At 67.7% G+C, this 22,564-nt stretch carries 27 protein-coding genes; 14 read left to right on the top strand and 13 right to left on the bottom strand.

From position 1 onward, the window contains the following. Window positions 1–40 precede the first annotated feature (40 nt). Genes mtnC through mtnA form a run of 3 tightly spaced genes read right to left on the bottom strand, consistent with a single transcriptional unit; the run spans window position 41 to window position 3,023 of the window. Complete coding sequence (gene mtnC, locus D7D52_RS24490; RefSeq protein WP_120739992.1) at window positions 41–724, bottom strand: acireductone synthase; 684 nt, start codon at window positions 722–724, stop codon at window positions 41–43. After that, window positions 721–1,299: a 1,2-dihydroxy-3-keto-5-methylthiopentene dioxygenase gene (locus D7D52_RS24485; protein ID WP_120739989.1), complete on the bottom strand. Its 579-nt coding sequence runs from the start codon at window positions 1,297–1,299 to the stop codon at window positions 721–723. Before D7D52_RS24485 ends, mtnC begins: the two co-directional genes overlap by 4 nt. A 32-nt stretch (window positions 1,300–1,331) precedes the next feature. Further along, a complete protein-coding gene (gene mtnA / locus D7D52_RS24480) occupies window positions 1,332–3,023 on the bottom strand; it encodes an S-methyl-5-thioribose-1-phosphate isomerase (RefSeq protein ID WP_120739987.1) in 1,692 nt (563 codons plus the stop codon). Window positions 3,024–3,236: 213 nt separating this feature from the next. Between mtnA and D7D52_RS24475 the strand changes: the two genes are divergently transcribed. Together D7D52_RS24475 and D7D52_RS24470 are read left to right on the top strand one after the other, a co-directional pair. After that, window positions 3,237–3,518 carry a ribbon-helix-helix domain-containing protein gene (locus D7D52_RS24475; RefSeq protein WP_162958513.1) on the top strand — a complete coding sequence of 94 codons (282 nt, stop codon included), beginning with the start codon at window positions 3,237–3,239 and terminating at the stop codon, window positions 3,516–3,518. Beyond that, window positions 3,515–3,928 carry a hypothetical protein gene (locus D7D52_RS24470; protein WP_120739983.1) on the top strand — a complete coding sequence of 138 codons (414 nt, stop codon included), beginning with the start codon at window positions 3,515–3,517 and terminating at the stop codon, window positions 3,926–3,928. The genes D7D52_RS24475 and D7D52_RS24470 overlap by 4 nt, the downstream gene beginning before the upstream one ends. Before the next feature lie 35 nt (window positions 3,929–3,963). On the opposite strand, the gene D7D52_RS24465 is transcribed toward D7D52_RS24470, so the two are convergent. Beyond that, window positions 3,964–5,208: a KasA/KasB family beta-ketoacyl-ACP synthase gene (locus D7D52_RS24465; protein WP_120739981.1), complete on the bottom strand. Its 1,245-nt coding sequence runs from the start codon at window positions 5,206–5,208 to the stop codon at window positions 3,964–3,966. Window positions 5,209–5,247: 39 nt separating this feature from the next. Here D7D52_RS24465 and D7D52_RS24460 point away from each other — a divergent pair, with 39 nt between their 5' ends. Continuing rightward, window positions 5,248–5,823 (top strand): TetR/AcrR family transcriptional regulator, encoded by a 576-nt coding sequence (locus D7D52_RS24460; RefSeq protein ID WP_120739979.1) that lies wholly within the window; start codon window positions 5,248–5,250, stop codon window positions 5,821–5,823. After that, window positions 5,820–6,416 carry a Uma2 family endonuclease gene (locus D7D52_RS24455; RefSeq protein WP_120739977.1) on the top strand — a complete coding sequence of 199 codons (597 nt, stop codon included), beginning with the start codon at window positions 5,820–5,822 and terminating at the stop codon, window positions 6,414–6,416. Before D7D52_RS24460 ends, D7D52_RS24455 begins: the two co-directional genes overlap by 4 nt. Window positions 6,417–6,457: 41 nt before the next feature. On the opposite strand, the gene D7D52_RS24450 is transcribed toward D7D52_RS24455, so the two are convergent. Continuing rightward, window positions 6,458–7,693, bottom strand: a complete 1,236-nt coding sequence (locus D7D52_RS24450) for an MFS transporter (RefSeq protein WP_246023264.1) — start codon at window positions 7,691–7,693, stop codon at window positions 6,458–6,460. A 111-nt stretch (window positions 7,694–7,804) separates the two neighbouring features. Here D7D52_RS24450 and D7D52_RS24445 point away from each other — a divergent pair, with 111 nt between their 5' ends. From D7D52_RS24445 to D7D52_RS24420, 6 genes are all read left to right on the top strand, one after another. Then, the gene (locus D7D52_RS24445) at window positions 7,805–8,176 is read left to right on the top strand and encodes an ArsR/SmtB family transcription factor (RefSeq protein WP_120739975.1); all 372 of its coding nucleotides are present in this window, start codon (window positions 7,805–7,807) and stop codon (window positions 8,174–8,176) included. Window positions 8,177–8,195: 19 nt separating this feature from the next. After that, window positions 8,196–8,603: an NUDIX hydrolase gene (locus D7D52_RS24440; protein WP_120739973.1), complete on the top strand. Its 408-nt coding sequence runs from the start codon at window positions 8,196–8,198 to the stop codon at window positions 8,601–8,603. Window positions 8,604–8,743: 140 nt separating this feature from the next. Further along, entirely contained in the window at window positions 8,744–9,865 is a 1,122-nt protein-coding gene (locus tag D7D52_RS24435) for an NAD(P)H-dependent flavin oxidoreductase (RefSeq protein ID WP_120739971.1), read from the top strand. A gap of 150 nt (window positions 9,866–10,015) precedes the next feature. Beyond that, window positions 10,016–10,513 carry a sensor domain-containing protein gene (locus D7D52_RS24430; protein ID WP_120739969.1) on the top strand — a complete coding sequence of 166 codons (498 nt, stop codon included), beginning with the start codon at window positions 10,016–10,018 and terminating at the stop codon, window positions 10,511–10,513. 111 nt (window positions 10,514–10,624) lie between these two features. Then, complete coding sequence (locus D7D52_RS24425) at window positions 10,625–11,428, top strand: HNH endonuclease family protein (RefSeq protein ID WP_120739967.1); 804 nt, start codon at window positions 10,625–10,627, stop codon at window positions 11,426–11,428. A 35-nt stretch (window positions 11,429–11,463) separates the two neighbouring features. Beyond that, window positions 11,464–11,688 (top strand): hypothetical protein, encoded by a 225-nt coding sequence (locus tag D7D52_RS24420; RefSeq protein ID WP_120739965.1) that lies wholly within the window; start codon window positions 11,464–11,466, stop codon window positions 11,686–11,688. Between the two features lie 3 nt (window positions 11,689–11,691). Here the strand turns inward: D7D52_RS24420 and D7D52_RS24415 are convergent, their stop codons facing one another. Next, window positions 11,692–12,144, bottom strand: a complete 453-nt coding sequence (locus D7D52_RS24415; RefSeq protein ID WP_120739963.1) for an SRPBCC domain-containing protein — start codon at window positions 12,142–12,144, stop codon at window positions 11,692–11,694. Window positions 12,145–12,239: 95 nt separating this feature from the next. On the opposite strand from D7D52_RS24415, the gene D7D52_RS24410 reads away from it, so the two are divergent. Beyond that, window positions 12,240–12,767, top strand: coding sequence for an NUDIX hydrolase (locus D7D52_RS24410; RefSeq protein WP_120739961.1), 528 nt, complete (start codon window positions 12,240–12,242; stop codon window positions 12,765–12,767). Between the two features lie 99 nt (window positions 12,768–12,866). Here the strand turns inward: D7D52_RS24410 and D7D52_RS24405 are convergent, their stop codons facing one another. After that, window positions 12,867–13,574 (bottom strand): hypothetical protein, encoded by a 708-nt coding sequence (locus D7D52_RS24405; protein ID WP_162958512.1) that lies wholly within the window; start codon window positions 13,572–13,574, stop codon window positions 12,867–12,869. A gap of 204 nt (window positions 13,575–13,778) precedes the next feature. Beyond that, window positions 13,779–14,921: a serine hydrolase domain-containing protein gene (locus tag D7D52_RS24400; protein WP_120739957.1), complete on the bottom strand. Its 1,143-nt coding sequence runs from the start codon at window positions 14,919–14,921 to the stop codon at window positions 13,779–13,781. Between the two features lie 147 nt (window positions 14,922–15,068). Here D7D52_RS24400 and D7D52_RS24395 point away from each other — a divergent pair, with 147 nt between their 5' ends. Next, on the top strand, window positions 15,069–15,473 hold the full coding sequence (locus tag D7D52_RS24395) for a hypothetical protein (protein WP_120739955.1): 405 nt from the start codon (window positions 15,069–15,071) through the stop codon (window positions 15,471–15,473). On the opposite strand, the gene D7D52_RS24390 is transcribed toward D7D52_RS24395, so the two are convergent. Together D7D52_RS24390 and D7D52_RS24385 are read right to left on the bottom strand one after the other, a co-directional pair. Continuing rightward, on the bottom strand, window positions 15,430–16,569 hold the full coding sequence (locus D7D52_RS24390) for a winged helix DNA-binding domain-containing protein (protein ID WP_120739953.1): 1,140 nt from the start codon (window positions 16,567–16,569) through the stop codon (window positions 15,430–15,432). The two genes, D7D52_RS24395 and D7D52_RS24390, sit on opposite strands and share 44 nt — an antisense overlap. Before the next feature lie 105 nt (window positions 16,570–16,674). After that, a complete protein-coding gene (locus tag D7D52_RS24385) occupies window positions 16,675–17,841 on the bottom strand; it encodes a thiolase family protein (RefSeq protein ID WP_120739951.1) in 1,167 nt (388 codons plus the stop codon). A gap of 187 nt (window positions 17,842–18,028) precedes the next feature. Between D7D52_RS24385 and D7D52_RS24380 the strand changes: the two genes are divergently transcribed. Further along, window positions 18,029–18,700, top strand: a complete 672-nt coding sequence (locus tag D7D52_RS24380) for a YoaK family protein (protein WP_120744426.1) — start codon at window positions 18,029–18,031, stop codon at window positions 18,698–18,700. 88 nt (window positions 18,701–18,788) lie between these two features. Continuing rightward, on the top strand, window positions 18,789–19,376 hold the full coding sequence (locus tag D7D52_RS24375; protein WP_120739949.1) for an HdeD family acid-resistance protein: 588 nt from the start codon (window positions 18,789–18,791) through the stop codon (window positions 19,374–19,376). A 67-nt stretch (window positions 19,377–19,443) separates the two neighbouring features. Here D7D52_RS24375 and D7D52_RS24370 read toward each other — a convergent pair whose 3' ends face one another. The 3 genes from D7D52_RS24370 to D7D52_RS24360 are packed head-to-tail and all read right to left on the bottom strand — an operon-like array spanning window position 19,444 to window position 22,563. Beyond that, a complete protein-coding gene (locus tag D7D52_RS24370) occupies window positions 19,444–20,322 on the bottom strand; it encodes a phosphoribulokinase (RefSeq protein ID WP_120739947.1) in 879 nt (292 codons plus the stop codon). 17 nt (window positions 20,323–20,339) lie between these two features. Beyond that, window positions 20,340–21,416 carry a class 1 fructose-bisphosphatase gene (locus tag D7D52_RS24365; protein ID WP_222932667.1) on the bottom strand — a complete coding sequence of 359 codons (1,077 nt, stop codon included), beginning with the start codon at window positions 21,414–21,416 and terminating at the stop codon, window positions 20,340–20,342. A 16-nt stretch (window positions 21,417–21,432) separates the two neighbouring features. Continuing rightward, the gene (locus tag D7D52_RS24360; RefSeq protein WP_246023262.1) at window positions 21,433–22,563 is read right to left on the bottom strand and encodes an AAA family ATPase; all 1,131 of its coding nucleotides are present in this window, start codon (window positions 22,561–22,563) and stop codon (window positions 21,433–21,435) included. Window position 22,564 lies beyond the last annotated feature (1 nt).

Raw genomic sequence — 22,564 nt, 5'->3', positions numbered from 1 at the left:
AACCTCCGCAGCACGGCCGGGCCCCGGAACGGTCACCGGGTCAATTCGGTTCGACGTCGGCGAAATCCGCGATCCAGCGATGGTCGCCGCGAGGGCTGTTGGGTTCGCCCGGTCGGGTGACGCCGATGGCCTGCCAGCCCGCCGCCGCCGCGGCGTCCACCTCGTCGGGATGATCGGACAGGAACAGGATCTGATCAGCCGGGACGCCGATGGCGCCGGCGATCTTCTCGTAGGAGGACGCTTCGCGCTTGGGCCCGGCGGTCGACAGGTCGAAGTGGCCGCTGATGAGCGGGGACAGATCGCCGCCGCGGGCGAAGGCGAACCAATCCTTCTGGTTGCACACCGAACCCGAGGAGTAGACGTAGAGCTCGAGTCCGGCGTCGCGCCAGGCGCGCAGCACCGGCGGGACGTCCGGGAAGAACTCGCCGTGCAGGGCGCCGTTGCGGAAACCCTCGGCGCAGATGATGCCCTGGGCGGTCTTGAGCGGCTCGGATTTCACATCGGTGTTCAGCCAGCCGATGAGGATGGCCGCCACCTCGGCGGCGTCCGCGTCCGGGCGCCCGGCCTGGGCGCGGGTGGCGGCGATGATGGAATCCGCTGCGCCGCCCTGGTTTTCGGCCAGCCAGCCCGGCAGCCGGTCGCGGGTGTACCCGTAGAGGTCCTCGCGCACCGCGCTGGTCGGGCTGGTGGTCCCCTCGATGTCGAGCACGACCGCCTTGATCATGCCGGGGCCAGCAGCTCGTCGAGGGTCGGGAAACCGCCGGAGATCTTGTCGCCGGTGAAGTCGCCGATCCAGCCGTCCTGCTCCTCGAAGAACCGCACCGCCACGAACTCCGGCCGCGAGCCCATGTCGAACCAGTGCAGCGTGCCCGCCGGCACCGACACCAGATCGCCCGCGGTGCACACCGTGGCCAGCACCTCGTCACCCAGGTGCAGGTAGAAGCAGCCCGCGCCGGCGGCGAAGAAACGCACCTCGTCCTCGGCGTGGCGGTGCTCGTCGAGGAACTTGGTGCGCGCGGCCACCGCCTTGGCCGGCCACTCCGGGTCGGCGTCGTCGGGGTGGATGCGGGCCACGTCGATGAACTTGTAGCGGCCGTCGGCATTCAATTCGTCGATGCGCGACTGGTATTCGGCCAGCAGCGCCTCGGTGCTGGTGTCGGCGCTGAAGCCCTCCAGCAGCGGCCAGCGCTCGAAGGTGATGCCGCGCTTGCCGAGTTCGGCGGCGACCACCGCGTCGTCGGAGGTGCGCAGGATGACGTCACCGGCGTCCTGGTCGGACATGATCTGCAGCAGAGTCATGAGGGTTCCTTTCTCCGGAACACTGTATTTCTTCAAACGTCCTGGCCGACCGAGATCTCACGGCGGCCGGTCAAGGTGGTCAGTTCGCACATGGCCTCGAGGCATTCGGCGCGATCGCGGGCCTGGGCGAGGGTGTCGCCCCACGCGGTGATGCCGTGCCCGGCGATGAGCAGCACGGGCGGGGCGTCTGGATGCTCGGTCAGGTACTTCTCGATATCCGCGCCGATTCGCGGGACGTCGGCGTGATTGGGGAACACAGGGATGTCGATGACGTCCGGGCGGGCCGAACCGAGGCCCTTGATCAGCTCGTAGCCCGCGAAACGTGCTGTGGTGACCCCGTTTCCGGCGGTCTGGATGGACACCGCCGTGGCGTGCGGCGGATGCACGTGCACCACGGCGTCCGCGCCCCGGACGCGGTAGACGGCGGTGTGGATGGTGGTCTCGGCCGAGGGCTTGCGCCCGGTGCCGTCGACGGGCTTGGAGTCGACGACCGCGACGGTGACCATGTCGGTGGCCGACAGCTCGCCCTTGGGCAGGCCGCTGGCGGTGATGACGGCCGTATCGCCTTGGCGCACCGAGATATTGCCCGCGGTGCCCGGCATCCAGCCGCCGGCGTACAGGCCGCGCGCGATCGCGGCGATCTGCGCGCCCGCGGTGCCGGGCTCGGCAGCGGTCCTCGGCTGGGTCACGGCGGCGGGCTCGGGGTGGGCGGCGCCGCCGCGGGCGATGCTCGGGTCCTCGAGCACGCCGTATTCGGTGACCACGGCGGTGACCAGCTCGCCGGGGGTGACGTCGAAGGCCGGGTTGAAGGTCGCGGTGCCCTCGGGAGCCGTTGCGACGCCGCCGAATCCGGTGACCTCGGCGGCCGCGCGCTGCTCCACCACGATGTCCGAACCACGCGCGGTGGAGATGTCACGCGTCGACTCCGGGGCCACCACGATGAACGGAATCCCATGGTGGCGTGCGGCGATCGCCAGCATGTAGGTGCCGATCTTGTTGGCCACGGCCCCGTCGGCGGTGATCCGGTCCGCCCCGACCACCACGGCGTCGACCTGTTCGGTGGCCATCGCCCAGGCCGCGGCCGAATCGATGGTGAGCCGGTGCGGGATACCGGCTTCCGCCATCTCCCACGCGGTCAGGCGCGCGCCCTGCAGCAGCGGGCGGGTCTCGTCCACGATCACCTCGGCCAGCGCGCCACGCCCGTGCAGCACGCGCAGCGCGCCAACGGCGGTGCCCCACGCGGTGGTCGCGAGACGGCCGGTATTGCAGTGGGTGAGCAATCGCAGCGGCCGGTCGCCGCACAGCCGCTGAATCAGATCGGCAGCCTCGGTGGCGGCGGCCAGATTCACGCGGCCGTCCTCGGCCAGCAATTCCAGCGCCTCGGCCTCCATGGCCGCCACGCCCTCGGGTAACCGGGCCAGCGTGCGGCGCACGCCCCACGCCAGATTCACCGCGGTCGGGCGGGCGTCGGCGATGCGGGCGGCCTCGGCCTCCACGCGCGCGGTGTCGACCACTCCGTCGATCGTCGCGGCGCGCGCCGCGACGACCACACCGAACGCCCCGCACACGCCGATCGCCGGGGCGCCGCGCACGGCCAGGGTCTTGATGGCTTCGATGACCTCGTCGACCGTCGTGATCCGAAGCTCCCGCAGTTCGTGCGGCAGCGCCCGCTGGTCGATGGTGACGAGCGCACCGTCGGCCCACGCGATCGAACTCTGGTCCATCTAGTTCTGTCCTCTTGACTGAAGAATTGCGACTGCACCCACGGCCGTGGGCACACTCCACCGTATCGAACCCGGATCGACGCCTGACCGGCAGGTTTCGGATCAATGCAATCCGAATGCGTGGTTTTCGCGCGGGATGCCCGCACAACCGGTAATGCGGCTGTCGGCGTTGTCAGCTCGCGTCCGGGGCGCATACCGCATTACCCTCGCGGTATGGCGAGACAGCGTCGTACCAGAAAGATCACCGTGACGATGCCCGAGGACATCGCCGCCACGCTCGACGATTGGCGCAGTTCCGGTCGCATCGCCTCGATCTCGAGTTTCGTCGCCGAATCCGTCAAGGCCCGTGTCGACCGCGCCGAATCCCTGGCCCGTCTCGAGAACGCGCTGGGCGGCCGGCCGCCGCTGGATCTGATCAATCGCGCTCGAGCCGTTCAGGGTTTGCCGCCCTTATCCGACGAGGAGGATCCCGGCGACCGCGCCGGCGCGGCATGAGCCCCGCCGCCCCGACGCTGGGCGGCGTCGTCTTCGACACGGCCGCACTCACCGCCTGGGCGCATCGGGTGGCCTATGTGCAATCGGTGGTGTGGGCCACCGCGGACGCCGGGCACACCATCGTCGTTCCCGCCACCGCCCTGGCCGCGGCGCGTGCGCTGATTCCCCCGGGCCGCCTCGACATCCTCTCGGTGCTGCTGGATCTGCCCAACACCGTTATTCAGCCGCTCGACCGGCCAGCCAGCGATCATCTGGGCGACACCCTCGCCGACCGGCCCGACGCCGACGCCCTGATCCCCGCCGGGCACGCGACTCTCGAAGCGGTGAGCCGGGATTGGCCGTGCCTGACCGACCGGCCCGACACCCTGCGCAAGCTGGATCCGCGCGTGCAGACCGACAAGCTGCCCTGAACGGCTGCGCGGCAACGGTTTTCGGTCAGGTGTCTTCAGGCCCGGCCCAGGGCGAGGGTCACGTTGTGGCCCCCGAAGCCGAAGGAGTTGCTCAGCGCGTAGCGCAGGTCCTGGTAGCGCGGCTTGTCGGCCACGACGTCCAGCTCCACGCCGGGGTCGGTGGCCTCGAAATTCAGTGTGGGCGGGACGATTTGCTCGCCGAGCGTCCGCAGCGTGAGCATCGCCTCCAGCGCGCCGACCGCGCCGATGGAATGACCCAGCGCCGACTTGGGCGCGTACACCGAGGCTCTCGGGGTGACCGCCATGATCGCCTTGGCCTCGGAGGCGTCGCCGACCGGGGTGCCGGTCGCGTGGGCATTGACGTGAGCGATGTCGGCGCCGGTCAGCCCGGCCGTGGCGAGGGCCTTGCGCATGGCTCGGGCCGCGCCGTCGCCGTCGGGTGCAGTGCCGGTGATGTGGTAGCCGTCGGAGGTGATGCCCGCCCCCAGCACGCGCCCGAGGATGCGCGCCCCGCGCGCCCGCGCGTGCGTCTCCGATTCCAGCACCAGCAGCGCACCCGCCTCACCGAACACGAAGCCGTCGCGGTCCTTGTCGAAAGGCCGTGAGGCGCGCTGAGGTTCGTCGTTGCGGGTGCTCATCGCGCGCATCATGGCGAAACTCGCGATCGGGACCGCGTCGATACGCCCCTCGACGCCGCCGGCGACCACGACATCGGCCTCGCCGGTGGCGATCAGCCGCCAGCCGTGCGCGATCGCCTCCGCGCCCGAGGCGCAGGCCGAAACCGGTGCGTACACGCCGCCTTTCGCGCCGATCTCCAATCCGACGGTGGCTGCGGAACCGTTGGGCATGACCATGGGAACGGTCATCGGCGGCACCTTGCGGTAGCCGCCGGCGCGCATGGCGTCGACCGCGTGCACCAGCGACTCCCCGCCGCCCAGGCCGGTGCCGACCGCCACCGCGAGGCGCTCGGCCTCGACCTGTGGCGTCCCGGCTTCCTGCCAGACCTGCCGTGCCAGCACCAGCGCCAACTGCTGCACGAACGACATGCGCCGCTGCTCGATCCGGGTGAGCTGCTCCCCCGGCTGCGCCACCAACCGACCCCCGATCCGCACCGGCAGGTCGTGCTCGGTCACGAAATCATCTGTCAGCGCGCCGATTCCGCTCTCTCCCGCCAGCAGCCCCGTCCAGGTCGATTCCAGATCGGCCCCCAGACAGGTGGTCGCGGCCATCGCCGTGACCACCACGTCCGGCCGAGTTTCTGTACCAGTTGTTACACCCATGCCGACATGGATACCTGTAGCACCCGCTACAGTCAACCCGTGCCCCGACCACTCGACCACGCCCGCCGCGCCCAACTCCTCGAAGGCGTCATCGCCTACATCGCCGAACGCGGCCTGGCCGAACTGTCGCTGCGCCCGCTGGCCGAATACCTGGGCACCAGCTCCCGCATGCTGATCCACTACTTCGGCACCAAGGAGGCAATGCTGGTGGCCGCCTTGGAAACCCAGCGCCCCGACATCCCCGCCCTGTTCTCCGGCATCGACTCCGCCGAAGTCCTGCGCGAACGCCTCTCCGCCTCCTTCGCCATCAACACCGAAGGCCGCTTCGCCCCCAGCCTCCCCGTCCTCTTCCAGGTCCTCGGCGCGGCCACCGTCCCCCACAGCCCCTTCAAGTCCTACGCCACCGACGCCATCCAAGTCCTCATCACCGCCATGACCGCCTCCCTCACCCGCATCGACCCCACCCTCCCCGACCCCGAAGCCGCCGCCACCCTCCTCATCTCCGGCATGCGCGGCCTCATCCAAGACTGGTGGATCACCGCCGACACCCCCCGAATCCACCGAGCCGTCACCCTCCTCATCGCCCAAGCCATCCCCCCAAAGGGAAACCGATGACCGAACTCCCCGCCTGGTCCACCGACACCAATTCGCTGGAACTCACCGAAGAGCAATACAACGACCTTCCCGATGCCCTCCGAAAGCTGATCGAGGTCGTCGACGGGAACATCATTCGCCACCAGATCGGCAGCGCGGAATACAGCGACATCGCGCGGCGATTGGCGAACCAGCTCGAACTGGCCAAGCCCGCTGACCCCGGTGTACGAATCTCGACCGGCGTCGACGTGCGCTTCGCCTGGCAAAAGTGCAGCGCTGGCGCCTTTTCCTTCCGTCGTCCCGACGTCACGATCTATCGCTGTATCGACCGAGGAACCAAACTCACGACAGCCGAAGCGTTGTTGGTCGTCGAAGTCGTCTCACCGGGTTCGGGCTACACCGATACCGTCGACAAACTGGCGGAGTACGCGTACGAGGGGATCCCCGTCTACCTCATCGTCCACCTGGATTCGAACTTGTACGTCAAGATGATTCAGGAATACCGGCTGGACTGGGCGGCGCGAATTTATCGCCTCGCCGACACTCACGAGGGCGCGCTTCTGCTCGAAAGCCCTTTCTCCGCGGTTGTCCCGTTCGATCGATTGGATGGATGATCGAGGAGCGCCGGCCTGCTGCGTAAGTCGAGCAAGAATTGCTAGGGGCGGGGCGCGTCCAGGGGGCGGCGGTTGCGGAATATTGCCGTACCGGCGAGGAGAGATAGCGTCAGCAGGGTTAGGCTGAAAGTTGTTGTGGCGGTGGACAGGCCGAGGGAGTCGCTGAGGTAGCCGGTGCTGACCGGGAGCAGGCCGGCGGGGAGGTAGCCGCCGATGTTGAAGGCGGCGTTGGCTTCCGCGAGGCGGGACGTCGGGATGGCGGAGTTGAGGAGGGATAGGCCGCCGAGCTGGCCTAGGCCCTGGCCTGCTCCGGCGAGTAGGGCCGCGGTGATGAGCAGGGTCGGTGAGTGGGTGTGAACCGCGGTCGCGAGCGCGAGCATCGAGGAGGCGGTCGCGGCGGCGGAGATCGTCATGGTCACCGCGCGTGGCAGGGCGCGGGCAGCGAACTGGACTGCGGTGGCGGTGGTGAACATGGCGAAGGCCATGGCGCCGGCGACGATTCGGCTGGTGGTGTCGAGCAGACCGGACAGCAATGCGGGGCCGAGGGAGAGCACGAAAGAGGTGGCGGTGATGCCGGGGGCGAAGACCGCGATGCCGAGGAAGAGTTGGTGGCGGTTCTCGCCGGGGACGCGAGGTACGCGGACCCAGGATCCGGTGCCGCGGCCGACCGGCCGGCGCACTGGCATGCGCATCACCGTGAGGAAAGCCGTTGCCAGCAAAACCATCTCGACCAGGAATACGGTGACGGTCGGAGCCGGAGCCATCTCGGACAGCACGCCGGCCAGCAGCGGCCCGACGCCCGCCCCCAACACCATCGCGGTGGAGGCCAACAGCGCGCCGAGGTGTTTGCGCGCGGGTCCGGCCACATCGGTGACCGCGGCCATGCCCGCCGACACCGCCGCGCCCACGGCGATGCCGGTCAGCAGCCGGGCGATCATCAGCGCGATCACGTTCGGTGCGGTCGCGAAGATCAAGCACGCCACCCCGGCCAAGGCCACCGCCGGGAGCAGCACTGCCTTGCGGCCCAGCCGATCCGAGGCGAGGCCGGAAACCAGCAGTGATCCGAGCAGCCCGACGATGTAGAACGCGAAGACGATGGTCATCGTCCCCTTCGAGAATCCGAAATCCCGCAGCCACAGCACATACAGCGGTGTCGCGGCATTCGAGAGCACGAAGATCGCCGTCAACGGCCACGCCGCCAGCCAGATCCACCAGCGCGGGGCCCCGGGCCCCGTCGAGTCGGCCGTGCCCGCTGGACGGGATTGTGTCGCAACCACTTCCACTACCTCCGGTCTTGTTCGAAAAAACTCGTACTAGTACGAATGAAGTCGAACATAGCATGCTGTACGATGAAAGTCGTACAAGAGCCGATCGTGAGGAGTTCCGCGATGCCATCCCAGGTGCGCTCGACGTTCGCGCTACCGCCGGAACCCCCGGCCGTCCCGGACCCGCTGCCCGAACCCGGCATCGACGAGCTGCGCCTGGAAACCGTCATGGGCGCACTCAGCGACCCGCTGCGGATCTTCATCGTGCGAAAGCTGCTGCTGGACTCCGAGTCCTACGATCACCCGTGCGGCTGGTTCGGCATCGATCGCCCGAAATCCTCACTGACACACCACTTCAAGGCGCTACGCGAAGCCGGAGTCACCCGCCAGCGTCAATACGGCCTGGAACGCCGCAGCCAAGTCCGCATCGACGATCTCGAAACCCGCTTCCCCGGCCTGCTCGCCCTCGTCGCCGCCTGGGAGCCCGCCGACTGACGCCCGCTAGGCTGCGCGGATGCGGACCGAGCGGCAACAGCGACTGATCGACACGGTGGCCTGGGTGCGAATCGAGCACGGCCTGATCCTGTGCGCCCGCCCGCGCGGCAAGGACGTCTTCTACATTCCAGGCGGCAAACGCGAAGGCGCGGAAACGGATCTGCAAACCCTGACACGTGAGATCCGCGAGGAGCTGACGGTCGAACTCGCGCCCGACACCGTCGCCCACGTCGGCACCTACGAGGCGCCGATCCCCGACGCGCTCGTGCGCATGGCCTGCTACACCGCCGAATATTCCGGCACGCTCACGGTCAGCAGCGAGATCGAGGAGATCGCCTGGTTCGGCTACGCCGATCGGCCGCACGTACCCCCGGTCGATCAGTTGCTCTTCGACGATCTGGCGGCCGACGGCCTGCTCGCAGGCTGATCCGAGCTCCGGAAACTGGAACATGTGCCGATGGTGTACTCGCCGGTAATCATACACAGTCTGGTCACAATGTAGAACATGTTCTAGTGTTGGTGGCACAACGCTTCCAGTGCCGGAAAGTTCAGAGGAGCCCACCACCAATGCGTACCGAGATCTGTGATCGCCTCGGCATCGACGTGCCCATCTTCGCCTTCACCCATTGCCGGGACGTGGCCGCCGCGGTCAGTAATGCGGGCGGTCTCGGCGTGCTCGGCGCGGTCGGGTTCACCGCGGACCAGCTCGAGGTGGAGCTGCAGTGGCTCGACGAGCACGTCCAGGGCGTCTACGGCGTGGACCTGGTCATCCCCTCCAAGTACGAGGGCAAGGGCGTCGAGGGCCTGACCCCGGAGGAGCTGGAAGCCCAACTGGCCAAACTGGTTCCGCAGGGCCACCGCGACTTCGCCGAGAAGATTCTCAACGACCACGGTGTGCCGCATCTGCCGCCGGAGGAGAAGCACAACCAGCTGCTGGGCTGGACCGCCACCACGGTCGCCCCGCAGATCGAGGTGATCCTCAAGCACCCCAAGGCGAAGCTGGTCGCCAACGCGCTGGGCACCCCGCCCGACGATGTGATCAAGCAGATCCAGGACTCCGGCCGCCTCATCGGCGCGCTCTGCGGATCGGTCAAGCACGCGCTCAACCACAAGCGGGCCGGGCTGGACTTCGTGGTCATGCAGGGCACCGAGGGCGGCGGGCACTGTGGCGAGATCGCCTCGGTGGTGCTGTGGCCGCAGGTCGTCGACGCCATCGGCGATATGCCGGCGCTCGCGGCCGGCGGCATCGGCAACGGCCGTCAGGTGGCGGCCGCGCTGGCCATGGGCGCGGCGGGCGCCTGGACCGGTTCGCTGTGGCTGACCGTCGAGGAGGCCAATGTGCCGCCCGCGCAGATGCAGACCTACATCGACGCCACCAGTTCCGACACCGTGCGCTCGCGCTCGTGGACCGGTAAGCCCTGCCGCATGCTCAAGAACGACTGGACCGAGGCGTGGGAGGCGCCGGAAAACCCGAAGCCGCTGGGCATGCCGCTGCAGATGATGGTCGCCCTCGACGGCGTCAAGCGCGGGCACCGCTATCCCGAACAGGCCAAGGACGTGAACTTCAACCCGGTCGGCCAGGTCGTGGGCATGATGAACAAGATGGAACGCTCCGCCGACGTGGTGCAGCGGCTCATCGCCGAGTACCTGGAGTCGTGCGAGCGACTCAACAAGCTCAACAACGGCTGATCCCGCTGGGCGGCAAGGCCGTCCGAGTGAATGTGGTTCACGCGGCGCGCCGGGCAGACGTTGCCCGGCGCGCCGCGCTGTAGGCGTCCCGTGCGGCGCGTGGACGCGAGATATCGGTTCGCACGCCCGCCCGGCGTTACCGTGGAGGGCATGGGGAAGGTCGAGCGCGTGCTGCGGACCGCCTACTACGCGCTGCTCTCGGTGCCGGTCGCCTTCGCGCCCACCGGAGTTCGGGCGCGCGTACTAAGGCGGGTGTTCCGGACGCCTTTCTCACTGCGGGAGCCGAGCCCGTGGCGGTCGCTGGTCCACACCGTGCTCGCGGCGGCGTCCGGGCTACTCGCCTGGTTCGCCGCGTTCCTGATGGTGATGGCCGCGGTGCGCGGCATCTTCTACCCGCTGGTCGCGGCGGGTGATTACCAACATTCCTGGGGCGGGCCGACATTGGCGGGAGCGTGGGCGGTGCATTTCGCCGGTGGCGCGCTGCCGTTTCCGCTGTGGATCCTGCTGATCGCCGGTTTCGGTGTGCTCGAACAGCGTCTCGCTCAACGGTTGCTGGGTCGCGAGGGGTCGTGGTGGCCGATCCCGGTGGCGGTCGTGCTGTCCGCGGCAGGCGTGGTGTTCTTCAGAGCCTGGCTGCATCAGATCTAGCGCGACACCGCCGACTCGCCGGCGTCCGGCCGGGGTGTCGTGTGACACCCGTCTCCAAATGCGGCGTGTGGCTTGCCGTTTCGGGTCGCCGATTGCCAAGGTTTGCGGGATATGTTGCAGAAGCTACGCTCGTCCCCCGCGCTGCGCCGCGCGCTGAAAGCGGCGCTGTCGTTGCTGTTCGTGATCGCCCTGGCCGTGGTGGCGGTCGTCCTCGAAAGACACGGGGGCACTACCGAACCGGATTCGAGCGGGCCGCCCCCGCCGTCCGGCCCGGCCCAGCCGGCGGGTTCGGCCAGCGAGATCACCGCGCTGCTCGCGAAACTGAAGGTCGCCGACGAACTTCCGATGACCGGCTATTCGCGCGACCGCTTCCCGCATTGGGACACCAACAAACCCGACCATGGATTCGGCGACACCTTCGCCCCCTACAGTCGCTGCGACACCCGCACCGTGGTGCTGCTGCGCGACGCCACCGGACCGGCGAAACTCGACCCGGCCTCGTGCAAATTCAATCTTGGCAAAGACGCCGGGTGGCGCGACCAGTACGGGGTGATGGACAAGAAGACCAATGCCCTCAAGCCCTACAAGTGGACCACCGATTCGTCGGGCCTGGACATCGACCACATCGTCGCGCTGGCCGAGGCGTGGCGATCGGGCGCGTCGAAATGGGACGACGACACCCGGCGCAATATCGCCAATGACGCCTTGAACCTGGTGATCTCCGATCCCACCGCGAATCGCTCCAAAGGCGACCAGGATCCGTCGAGCTATCTCCCACCCGGGAATTTCCGGTGCGCCTATATCGGGCACTACATCCAGGTGAAAGTAAAGTACGGATTGAACGTCGATACCAAGGAGCAGACCGCATTACGCACCGCGGTGCAGGACTGCATCACCAAGGGAGGCTTCACATAGTCGCCATCGTCGAAATCCGCAGCGAGGCAGCCGTCATGACCCGGGAAGAGGGAACGGTTTCCGGGGATCTCGAAGTGACGCTCGACCCTTCGGGTCACGGGCTGGTGCGCTATCGCGGCACCGCCACCTGGTACACGATCGATAATCTGGACGACGAGCAACCACGCAGCTGGACCAGCGTGGAGGAGTTGGCCACCGCCATCGAAAGCGAAAGCGGTGGCCGCGACGCCGCGGGGAATGTCATGCCGTTCGAGGCGTGATCGTCAGTCGCGCACGGACTTCAGGGCCTCGGCGCGAGTCTTGACCGCATTCGTCATGCCCTCGAACCCGGTGGTCAGCGCCTTGCCCAGCAGGCCGGAGACCACCGGGGCGAGCGCACCCTGGAGCTGGAAATGCGAGACATAGCGGGTGCGTCCGCCCTCGAGCGAAGTCACCGTGTGCGAGCGCTCGCTGCTGAGCAGACCCAACGGCACCGGCTTCATGCTGTAGCTGAATTCCGTACCCGGCGTATGCGTGCGGATGAATTCGCGCTGCCGCTTGGGTTTCGGCCCGACGAGCCGCACCTTCATATCGATCGGCGACCCCGGTTCGAGGGTGGTCTTGCACTCCAGGCAGAAGGGATTCCATTCCCCATACCTGTCCACATCGGTGAGCACCTGCCAGACCAGCTCGGCGGGCGCGTCGATCTCCACGGTTCTGTCGATGACGAAGGCCATGCGAGCACAATACTGAAACGAGTTCTAAGGCGCGGGCCGGGTCGTTCTCCGTTCGCACGACACAGCTTTCGCATCCTCCCAGTACCGTCGGCTCCATGACGCTCGCCGACCGCTTCCCCCTCCTCTACGCCCCGGCCCGCTGGGAATGGGGCGGTCTCGGTGTCCAGTTCTCCACCGACCTCCCACCCGACGAGCTGGTCACCAACATTCACGTCGTCTGCTTCGTCGGTGACCGCATCGTCCTGTGCCGCGACACCCGTGACATCTGGATCCTCCCCGGCGGCACCCGCGAAGCCCACGAATCCATCGAATCCTGCGTGATCCGCGAACTCGCCGAAGAGGCCGGCGCCGAACTAGCAGGCCCCCTCCACCCTTTCGGCGCCCACTACGCGACCACCGACCACCCCACCCCCTACCGCCCCTGGCAGCCCCACCCGCCCAAAGCCTGGCTCTGGTGCACAGCAGACGTCACCCTCACCGGAGAGCCCACCAATCCCGACGACGCCGAACACATCCTGGAAGTCCGTACTTTCCCCCTCCCCGAAGCCCGCCACCACGCCGCCACCGACGCCCCCCACCTCCCCGACCTCCTCACCCTCGCCACCCACCTCCACCCCCGCTAGCCCACCGAGAATGCACTGACGCAGGCCCTCTCTCGGCGTTTGCCAGCCGCATTGCATTCTCACTGGGGGTGGGTGCGCCGGCAGCGTGGAGGGCGGCGGCTACTCGGGTGAGGAAGGGGAGGGCGCGGGTGTTGAGGTGGGGGCGGCTGCTCGGATGAGGGTCCAGCCCAGGGTGTGGAGGTCGGCGTGGCGGTCGATGTCTTTTGTGTATTGGCTGCGGTCGGTCCAGTGCTGGGCGCCGTCGTATTCCACTGCGACCTTCCATTGCGGCCAGCCCATATCCAGCCTTGCGACGAACCGGCCATCGGGCCGATAGACAGGAATCTGTGTTGTCGGGCGAGGGAAGCCTGCACGCATCAGCAAGAGGCGCGTTCGCGTCTCCTGCGGTGACTCCGCACCCGCATCGACATAGCTGATCACCTTCTGCAGCGCGCGGATTCCTCTCGCTCCGGGATGCTCCGCGCAACGATCGACAATGGCCGCCGGGTCCAGCCGGGTCGCGTGACAGAGGGCATCCACTGCTACTACAGCTTTTTCGAATTCCACACCCCTCGCGAGGTCGTACCCGGTGCGCGCTGCGGAGAAGACTCGCAGACGCCCGACCTCCCAGACCTCATCGGGCAGCAGATCGTATTGCCGCGCCACAATTCCGTTCGGAGCCCGTGTGGTACCGGGTGCGACGATCTCGGCGGGTTCCTCCGCGAACCAGCCCACCCAGTGCAAGGCGAGCGCCGAAAATCCCACCAGCACCGCCTGATCGCCGCCCCAGCATGCTGCCGCCGCCATCCTTCCCCGCAGATCGAGCACAACGCCCTTCCGCACATACACCCCTGGATAGACCCGCCGGAAACGTTGGCTGAGCTCCCATCGAGTGACCAACCCTGCTCGTATTGCCCGACTTCCAGATATCGGCCCCTCCATCCCCATTACTCAACTCTTGCCGCTCCACGGTCTCGCGCACGACCGAACGCGAACTCTGCGCCCTCTGGAATCCCGCATCCCGCGATCGGGTCACGGGCACAAGGCGTCTGAGAGGATGTTGGTCCAGTCTGGTTGGTTGTCGAGGGAAGCGTTGAGGGTGAGGGTGACGGCGCGGCCGTCGTGGGTCGCGCCGGAGAGCGTGATGTAGCCGGCGATCTCGCCTTCGTGGCCGTAGAACTGTGCGCCGCAGGGTAGGTCGGTGGAGCCGATGCCGAGGCCGTATTTCATCGGGTTGTTCGGCCACGCGGGCTGGGTTGCGAGCATTTCGCGCAGTTGGGCGTCGGGGACGATCTTGCCGGCTAGCAAGGCCAGGAAGAAGCGGTTGAGATCGTTTCCGCTCGCGATCATTCCGCCGGCGGACCACGCGACGGACGGCTCGGAGCGGGTGACGTCGGTCAGCGTCCCGTCGACCGTCGCGTACCCGTGTGGGTGCGGGCCGCGGAAATCGACCTCGCCCGGTCCCGGCAGATAGGTGTCGGGGAGTTGAGTCGGGGTGAGGATGCGGCCGTTCAGCTCCTCGGAATACGCCCTGCCCGTGACCTTCTCGACCAGCATGCCCGCGACGATGAAGTTGGTATTCGTGTATTTGAACTTCTCCCCCGGCGCGAATTGCGCGGGTTTGCGCAGCGCGATCGCGATCTCCTGCGCCGGGGTGAAGGTGCGGCCCGCGGCGACCGCCCGCACCACGTCCACCTCTGGATCGTCCGAGAGCTCCGGCAGGCCGCTGCGATGCTGCAAAATCTGGCGCACCGTGATTGCGCGACCATCCACCCCGTCGCCGGTCAGTAGTCCCGGCAGATAGGTATCGACAGGCTCGTCCAGCCGCAGCTTCCCTTCCGACACCAGTTGCATGAGGAGCGCTGCCGCAAAGGTTTTCGAAATGCTGCCGACCCGCACCTGCTGTGGCGGCGCCATCGGAATCGGCGCCCCGCTGCCGCGATCGCCGACCCCGGCGGTCAGTGTCACGGTCTGCCCGTGCTCGGTCACCGTCGCGATCGCTCCCGGGCTGCCCGACCGTACGAGCGCGTCGATATCGGCGCGGATCTTCTCGATTCGCTGCGGCGACACCGCCATCGGAGTGGTCGACACCGGCTGCGGAGCCGTCGTGGCCACGCTCCCACAGCCCGCCGCCGCGACCAGCACCACCACCGCCGCACTCCACCCGATTCGCATATCTCGACGGTATGGAGGCGCGCCGGTCCCGGGCATCCGGACAACCCCGGAGATCGTCCCTGAGAATCCACCCCGAGAGACTTACACTGCGGAGGATGCGGGGGCGGACGGAAAATATTCTCCTGCACAGGAATCGGGGGCGGATACATGGTTGATCCCAAGGAATTGCCGGCGGGTCCGAGCGCGGAGACGGTCGTCGCGGTCGGCGGCTGGAGTGCGCGTTACGCACGCGTGCTGGCCATCGCGGGCAATGGCCAGCATGCGTTCGCGCTCGTGGACACCAATGGCGATGGCGTCGAAGTCGATATCGACGAGCTTTTCCGTGACCACGACGGCCGCTGGCTCCCCGGAATGAGCAGCGGCGCAGGCGGTTCCCTCGTCCCCGCGGGACACGACGCCGTCTGCAGCGTGGGCTACGGCGAGGATTGGGATGGTCTTCGCTACGCCTACGGTCGCGGCGACCGCCCTGGTCCCGGCCAGGTCCGGGTGGGAGGGCAGCGGATCGCGGTCACCGTCGAGGAGAGCGGCTGGTGGGTGTGGGTGCGGCCCTGACCGATTCGATCGGTAGACCGGTGGCCGTCGCGAGCCGGGGTAGCTCGGCGCGGATCGCGGCGCTCGGCACCGGTGCGCCGTCGAACATGGAGACCACCAGCGTCGTCTTGTCGAGTTCCCAGGTCCCGGCGATCCGGCCGCCGATCAGTACCAATGGCGAAATCCAGCCGGCGGTCCGGCTGACCTTCGCACGATGGTCGGCGGGCAGCAGAACACTGTCCCCAGTACCGGGGCCCAGCACGTACTGATCGAACTGACCGAGCAGATGGACGGCCGAGGTGGGCTCGGTCGCCGCCAGTTCCTCGAGGTGCTCGGTGAGGAAGAACCCCTTGCGGCCTTCCACCTCGATTTCCGTCAGCTCGTCCCCCAGCTGGGAAAACCATTTCCGCACAATCGTTTTGCTCAAGAAGTTGCGAGTGAGCCAGTTGTTGAAGATCTCCGGGGTCGCCGGGCCGTACGCGCCCAGGTAGGCGCGGATCACCAACGGCGCGGCCACCTCCGGATCCGGGATGCCGGTCCAGCCGGGAATCAGATGTGCGGGATTGCCGAAGGTGATCGAAGTCCCGCGACTCGGTCCGTGACACAGCGCCCCCTGCCAGGCCAGCGGCTTGAGCATCGAACCCCAGCCCGAGCGCAGATGCGTCTCCAGCGGCTGGAAACGGGGTTCGGCGATCAGCTCACCCACGAGTTCGTCGCGGGTGAGCACCCGGCGGTCGAGGATCGCCCCGACCGCCTTCACCAGCGCGGCGACATCCTCGGGCGTCGCGCCGGAAACCTTGGTCCACGCCGGCTTCTCCCACGTTCGCGCCGAAGCCATGAGCGACAACGCCGCCGCACCCAACTCCGGGGTGAGCGCGTGCAGCGTCCCGCGCATCGCCCACGTCTTCACCAGCGTGCCCTCCCCCAGCGCCGCCACCACCGCGCCCGGCGTTCCCTGCGAACGCCGCAGCGCGACAGCGGTTTCCGCCGCCGAGGTCACCTGCGCCTGCACCCCGCACAGCCGCCGCACCACCGCCACGGCATCGCCGTCCGACCGTGGATCCACGAACTGCCGCCGCACCCGCCAGCCGAACACCTGATCCCAGGAAACCTTCACGACGCCTCCACCCGTCCACTGCCGCCGATACGACCGACTTCAGCCTAGAGCCGCCGCACGCTGCCGGATTCCCGCGCGCTCCCCGTACCGGAATCCGGCCGTGCCTCAGAGCCGTTCGATGATGGTGGCGTTGGCCAGACCGCCGGCCTCGCACATGGTCATCAGCCCGTAGCGGCCGCCGGTCTGCTCGAGGTGGTTGAGCATGGTGGTGAGAATCCGCGTGCCGGACGCGCCGAGCGGGTGCCCGAGCGCGATCGCACCGCCGCGCGGGTTCAACTTGGCCGGGTCCGCACCGATTTCGTGCGCCCACACCAGCGGAACCGGCGCGAACGCCTCGTTGACCTCGTATACGTCGATATCGTCAATGCTCAGCCCGGCGCGAGCGAGGACCTTGCGGGTCGCGGGGACGACCGCGGTGAGCATGAGCAGCGGATCGTCGCCGACGACCGCGAAGTTGTGGAATCGGGCGCGCGCTTTCAGCCCCAGCTGAGCCGCCTTCTCCTCACTCATGATCAGCGCCGCCGACGCGCCGTCGGTCAGCGGCGAGGAGTTGCCGGGTGTGATGGACCAGTCGATTTCCGGGAACCGCGCCTTGAATTCGGCGTCGACGAAGGCGGGCTTCAGCCCGGCCAGCCCTTCCACGGTGGTGTTCGCGCGAATGGTCTCGTCGGCGGTGAGCCTGCCCGCGGGCACGATTTCGTTGTCGAACCCGCCCGAAGCCGCGGTGGCCGCGGCGGATTGGTGCGACCGTGCCGCGAAGTCGTCCAGCGCGGCCCGATCGAACTTCCAGCGGGCGCTGATCACCTCGGCCGCGATGCCCTGCTGGACAAGCCCGTTCGGGTAGCGGTGGGCGATCGGCCCGCGGTTGGCGTCCTGGCCCTGCGCGTTGGAGAACATGGGCACCCGTGACATCGACTCCACGCCGCAGGCGATGGCGATGTCGTAGGCGCCGGCGATCACGCCCTGGGCGGCGAAGTGCGCGGCCTGCTGTGACGATCCACACTGCCGATCGACCGTCGTCGCGGGCACGGACTCGGGAAATCCGGCCGCCAGCACCGCGGTGCGCGAGATATTGAACGCCTGCTCACCGCTTTGCGTGACGCAACCGCCGATCACATCGTCCACCAGCGCGGGGTCGATGCCGGTGCGCTCGAGTAGGCTGCCCAGCACCCCCGACAGCAGCGTGGCCGGATGCACTTCCGACAGTCCGCCACCGGTTTTCCCTTTTCCCGAGGGGGTGCGGACGGCGTCGACGATGACGGCGGAGGTCATGACTTCTCCTAGTTCCCACTGCACGGACCGGCTGTGAATTCCGGTTAACATATGAACTGTACCGCACCGCGGCCGCGCCGTCAGCCGCGCGATCTTTTCACCTCCCGGACACCGTGTTTCGAATTGCTAGCCTGTTGCTGTGACTGCGACCGGCAATCGGATCCAAGACCCCTTCTGGGACCTCGAGATGCGGCTGTCCGCGGTGCTCTCCGTGCTGGCGGGATTCATCGGCGCGGCCGCGTACGCCCATTCCGAGGGCTACTTCGTGACCTTCATGACCGGCAATACCGAACGCGGGATCCTCGGCCACTTCGCCGGCGACCACACCCTCGCCTTCGGCGCCGCGGCGATCATCGTCTGCTTCCTCGCGGGCGTTTTCGTGGCCTCGATCTGCCGGCGCTTCTGGTGGAACAACCACCCGCACGGCGCGACCATGCTCACCACCGCCGCCCTGTTCGTCGCCGCGGTGACCGACTACCTGCTGGGTGAGCGCAGTATCGGCCTGCTGCCGATCCTGTTCGTGGCCTTCGGCATGGGCGCGATCAACACCTCGTTCGTGAAGAACGGCGAGGTGTCGGTCCCGGTCACCTACGTGACCGGCACCCTGGTGAAATTCGCCCAGGGCGTGGAGCGCCACATCGCCGGCGGCGGCGGTGTGCGCGACTGGCTCGGCTATGCGGTGCAATATGTTTCGTTCGCGATGGGCGCGGTCATCGGCGGCGTGGTGTCGCTGTTCGTCAACGGCCCCTCCATGCTGAACGCCGCGTTCGTCGGCTCACTGCTGGTGGCCGGATACACCTGGCGGGCCGATATTCGCTGGGTGCGGCGAAACGTGCGGCTCGGGGCCGGCGAGGAGTGAGGTTGGCGGGAACGAGTGCTGAGTCACAGCCGCGCAACACTTGGCTAATTGATCGCAAATGCCTCGAACTGGTCATATTCTGCTGAACATGACAACCAGCAAAGAGGGAGTTTACGAAGGGCCGGTTCATGCGCTGGCCCGTAGTGCGTGGCAGTCGATCCTGGTCACCGGCCTTCTCTCGGTGGTGCTGGGCATCCTGGTGCTGGTGTGGCCCGGACCCACCCTGGTCGTCGCCGGTGTCCTGTTCGGCATCTACCTGCTCGTCTCCGGTGTCTTCCAATTGATCGCGGCGTTCGGCCTGCACATCAGCACCTGGATGCGAGTGCTGTCGTTCATCACCGCGATCCTGTCGTTCATTCTGGGATTCTTCTGCTTCCGCAACGAATTCCAGGCCATCGGGCTGCTGGCGCTGTGGATCGGCATCACCTGGATCTTCCGCGGCACCGCGGTGCTGGTGGCGGCGATGTCGGATGCGGCGATTCCGGGCCGGGGCTGGCAGATCCTGTTCGGCATCCTGCTCATCGTCGGCGGCGGCCTGCTGATCGTGGAGCCGTTCCGTTCCATCACCGCGCTGGTCGTGGTGGTGGGCTGCTGGCTCATCGCGATCGGCATCTTCGAGGTGATCTCGGCCTTCCAGGTCAAGAGCACCGCGCGCCATCTCTCGACCGGCGTCTGACCCGGTACCACCGCGACGGCGGCCGCCCACCCGGGCGGCCGCCGTTTCCTTTGCGCGCCAACCGATCTCAGCGCAGCCGTTTGGGTCTTTTGTCCATCAGCCGCAGGATCAGCGGCGTGAAGATCAACTGCATGGCCAGCGCCATCTTGCCGCCCGGCACCACGATGCTGTTGGGCCGCGACATGAACGAATCGTGCAGCATCGACAGCAGATACGGGAAGTCGATCACCTTCGGATCGGCGAAACGGATCACCACGAAACTCTCGTCCGCGGTCGGAATCGTGCGCGCGGTGAACGGATTCGAGGTGTCGACCGTCGGCACCCGCTGGAAGTTCACGTAGGTGCGCGAGAACTGCGGGCAGATGTGCTTCACGTAATCGGGCATGCGCCGCAGGATGGTGTCGAGGATCGCCTCGTCGGAATACCCGCGTTCGGTCCGGTCGCGATGCACCTTCTGAATCCACTCCAGATTGATGATCGGCACCACGCCCACCAGCAGATCCGCGTACCGCGACACGTCGATGTCCTCGCACACCGCCGCCCCGTGCAGGCCCTCGTAGAACAGCAGATCGCTGCCGGGCGCGAGCTCCTCCCAGGGGGTGAAGGTGCCCGTGGGCTGCCCGAAGGGTTTGGCCTCGTCGTCATCGTGCAGATACCGCCGCACCGCGCCGACCCCGGACTCCCCGTAGTCACGGAACAGGGTTTCCAGCTCGCTGAGCAGATTCGCCTCCGGCCCGAAATGCGAGAAGGTCAGATTGCGCTGCTGCTCGGCCTCGGCCATGGCCAATTTCATCTCGTTGCGGTCGTAGCGATGGAACGAATCCCCTTCCACGATGGCCGCGTTGATGCCTTCGCGGCGGAAGATCTCCTGGAAGGTTCGCGTGACGCTGGTCGTGCCCGCACCGGACGAGCCGGTGATCGCGACCACGGGATGTTTGACCGACATGGCACCCTCCTCGGTGTTCAGTGGCGCGACGCGCGGAACAGCGACCGCGAACCGAACAGCGAGGCGTCGAAGCTGGGCCCCTCGTCCGGTTCGCGGTGATAGCGCTCGATCCGCTCGACCTCGTTGCGGGATCCGAAGATGAACGGAATCCGCTGGTGCAGCTCCTCGGGCCGCACGTCCAGGACCCGCTCGTGCCCGGTGCTGGCCGCACCGCCGGCCTGCTCCACGATGAAGGCGATCGGGTTCGCGCCGTAGAGCAGCGAAACCCGGCCCGGCCGTTCGGGATTGCGGGTGTCACGCGGGTACATGTAGAGCCCGCCGCGGGTGAGGATGTGGAAGGTGTCGGCCACCAGCGAGGCGACCCAGCGCATATTGAAATCGCGCCCGCGCGGACCGTCGCCGCCTTGCAGGCATTCGTGGACGTAGCGGCGCACCGGGCGTTCCCAGAACCGTTCGTTGGCGGCGTTGATGGCGAATCCGGCGGTGTCCTCGGGGATGCGCATGCGCGGGTGGGTGAGCACGAACGCGCCCACCTCCCGGTCGAGGGTGAACCCGTCGACCCCGCTGCCGGTGGTCAGCACCAGCATGGTCGCCGGCCCGTAGAGGGTGAAGCCCGCGCACACCTGCTGCACGCCCGGCTGCAGGAAGTCCGCGCCGGTCGCCTCGCGCCCGTCCTCGGGTGCGCGCAGCACACTGAAAATCGTTCCGACGGGCAGGTTCACGTCGATATTGCTGGAACCGTCGAGCGGATCGAAGGCGAGCAGATACTTGCCGCGCCGGTATTCGCTGGGCACCGGATGGCAGTCGCGCATCTGCTCGGACACCAGCGCCGAGAGCGGACCCGTCCACTGGCTCTCGGCCACCATGATGTCGTTGGCGATGGCGTCCATCCGGCGATGCACGGTGACCGGCAGGTTCGCGGCATCGGTGGCACCCAGGGAGCCGACGATGGCGCCCCGGGTGACTTGGTTGGCAATGATTTTGGTGGCGGTGGCGAGCACGTTGAGCAGCGCCGAGAACTCGCCGGACGCGCCGGGCTGACGATGCTCGGACTCGATGGTGTAGCGGGTGAGGGTCTTCAGTCCTTCGGGCACGATCGCTCTCATTTCGTCATGGAGATGCCCCCTCGCCGGCGGACCCGTTCGAGTCGGCAGGGCTCGTCGAGTCTGCGGGGGCGTCCGCGAACACACTGCTGCCGAGGACATCGCTGTCCGTCAGGGTGATCAGATCGGTGCGGCCCACCGGGCGGTGCAGCTCCACCAGCCGTTTGGCCTGGCGCAGCCGGCAGCGTTCGAGGGCATTGCGCACACTGCGGGCGTTGGCGAAGCGAGGCCGGGCCATGCGCAGCTCCAGATAGCGCGAGAAGGCTTGGGCGGCAGCGGGATCGAAGCGGAAGTTCTCCTGGCGCACCATGAGTTCGGCGATGGCCATGAGTTCGTCGTGGGTGTAGTCGGGGAATTCGATGTGGTGGGCGACGCGGGAGGACAGGCCCGGGTTGGCGGAGAAGAACGTCTCCATGCGATCGGGGTAGCCGGCGAAGATGACCACGAGGCTGGTGCGCTCGTTCTCCATCTCCTGCAACAGGATTTCGATGACCTCCTGGCCGTAGTCCCGCTCGTTCTCGGGACGAAACAGGTAGTAGGCCTCGTCGATGAACAGCACTCCCCCGGCGGCCTTGGCGAGGGCCTCCTTGGTCTTGGGCGCGGTGTGCCCGATGAACTGGCCGACCAGGTCGTCGCGAGTCACCACGTGCACCTTGGGTTTTCGAATGTAGCCGAGCGCGTGCAGCATCTCGGCCATGCGCAGCGCCACCGTGGTCTTGCCGGTGCCGGGGCCGCCGGTGAAGCTCATGTGCATGGTCGGGCGGGTAGCCTGGAGCCCGAAGCGCTGCCGGGCGCGGTCGATGACCAGCAGCGCCGCGATCTCGCGCACGCGGCGTTTGACATTCGCCAGCCCGACCAATTCGGCGTCCAGGCGCGTCAGCGTGTCCTCGACGTCCTTGCCCGCGATATCGGTCGACAGATCCAGCAGGGCGTCGTCGGCCAGCATCTCCGGTGCGCCGGAGGCGGGGCGGTGCAGGTGGTCGGCCGCCGAATCCTCCGGTCGGGGAGGAACATCGACGGCCGTACCGCGCATCGACGCGGGGCTCGTGGCCCCGGGCCGATGCATCTGGAACCCGCCCGCCGGGCGGCCGGCAGCAGGTTGCCGACCGCCCGGTACCGCGGGGTGTTCCGCGCTCACG

Origin of the sequence: Nocardia yunnanensis (assembly GCF_003626895.1) — a bacterium.
Taxonomy (GTDB): Bacteria; Actinomycetota; Actinomycetes; order Mycobacteriales; family Mycobacteriaceae; genus Nocardia; species Nocardia yunnanensis.
Note: the sequence above shows the minus strand (reverse complement) of the source record. Positions and strands in the feature narration are given on the sequence as shown.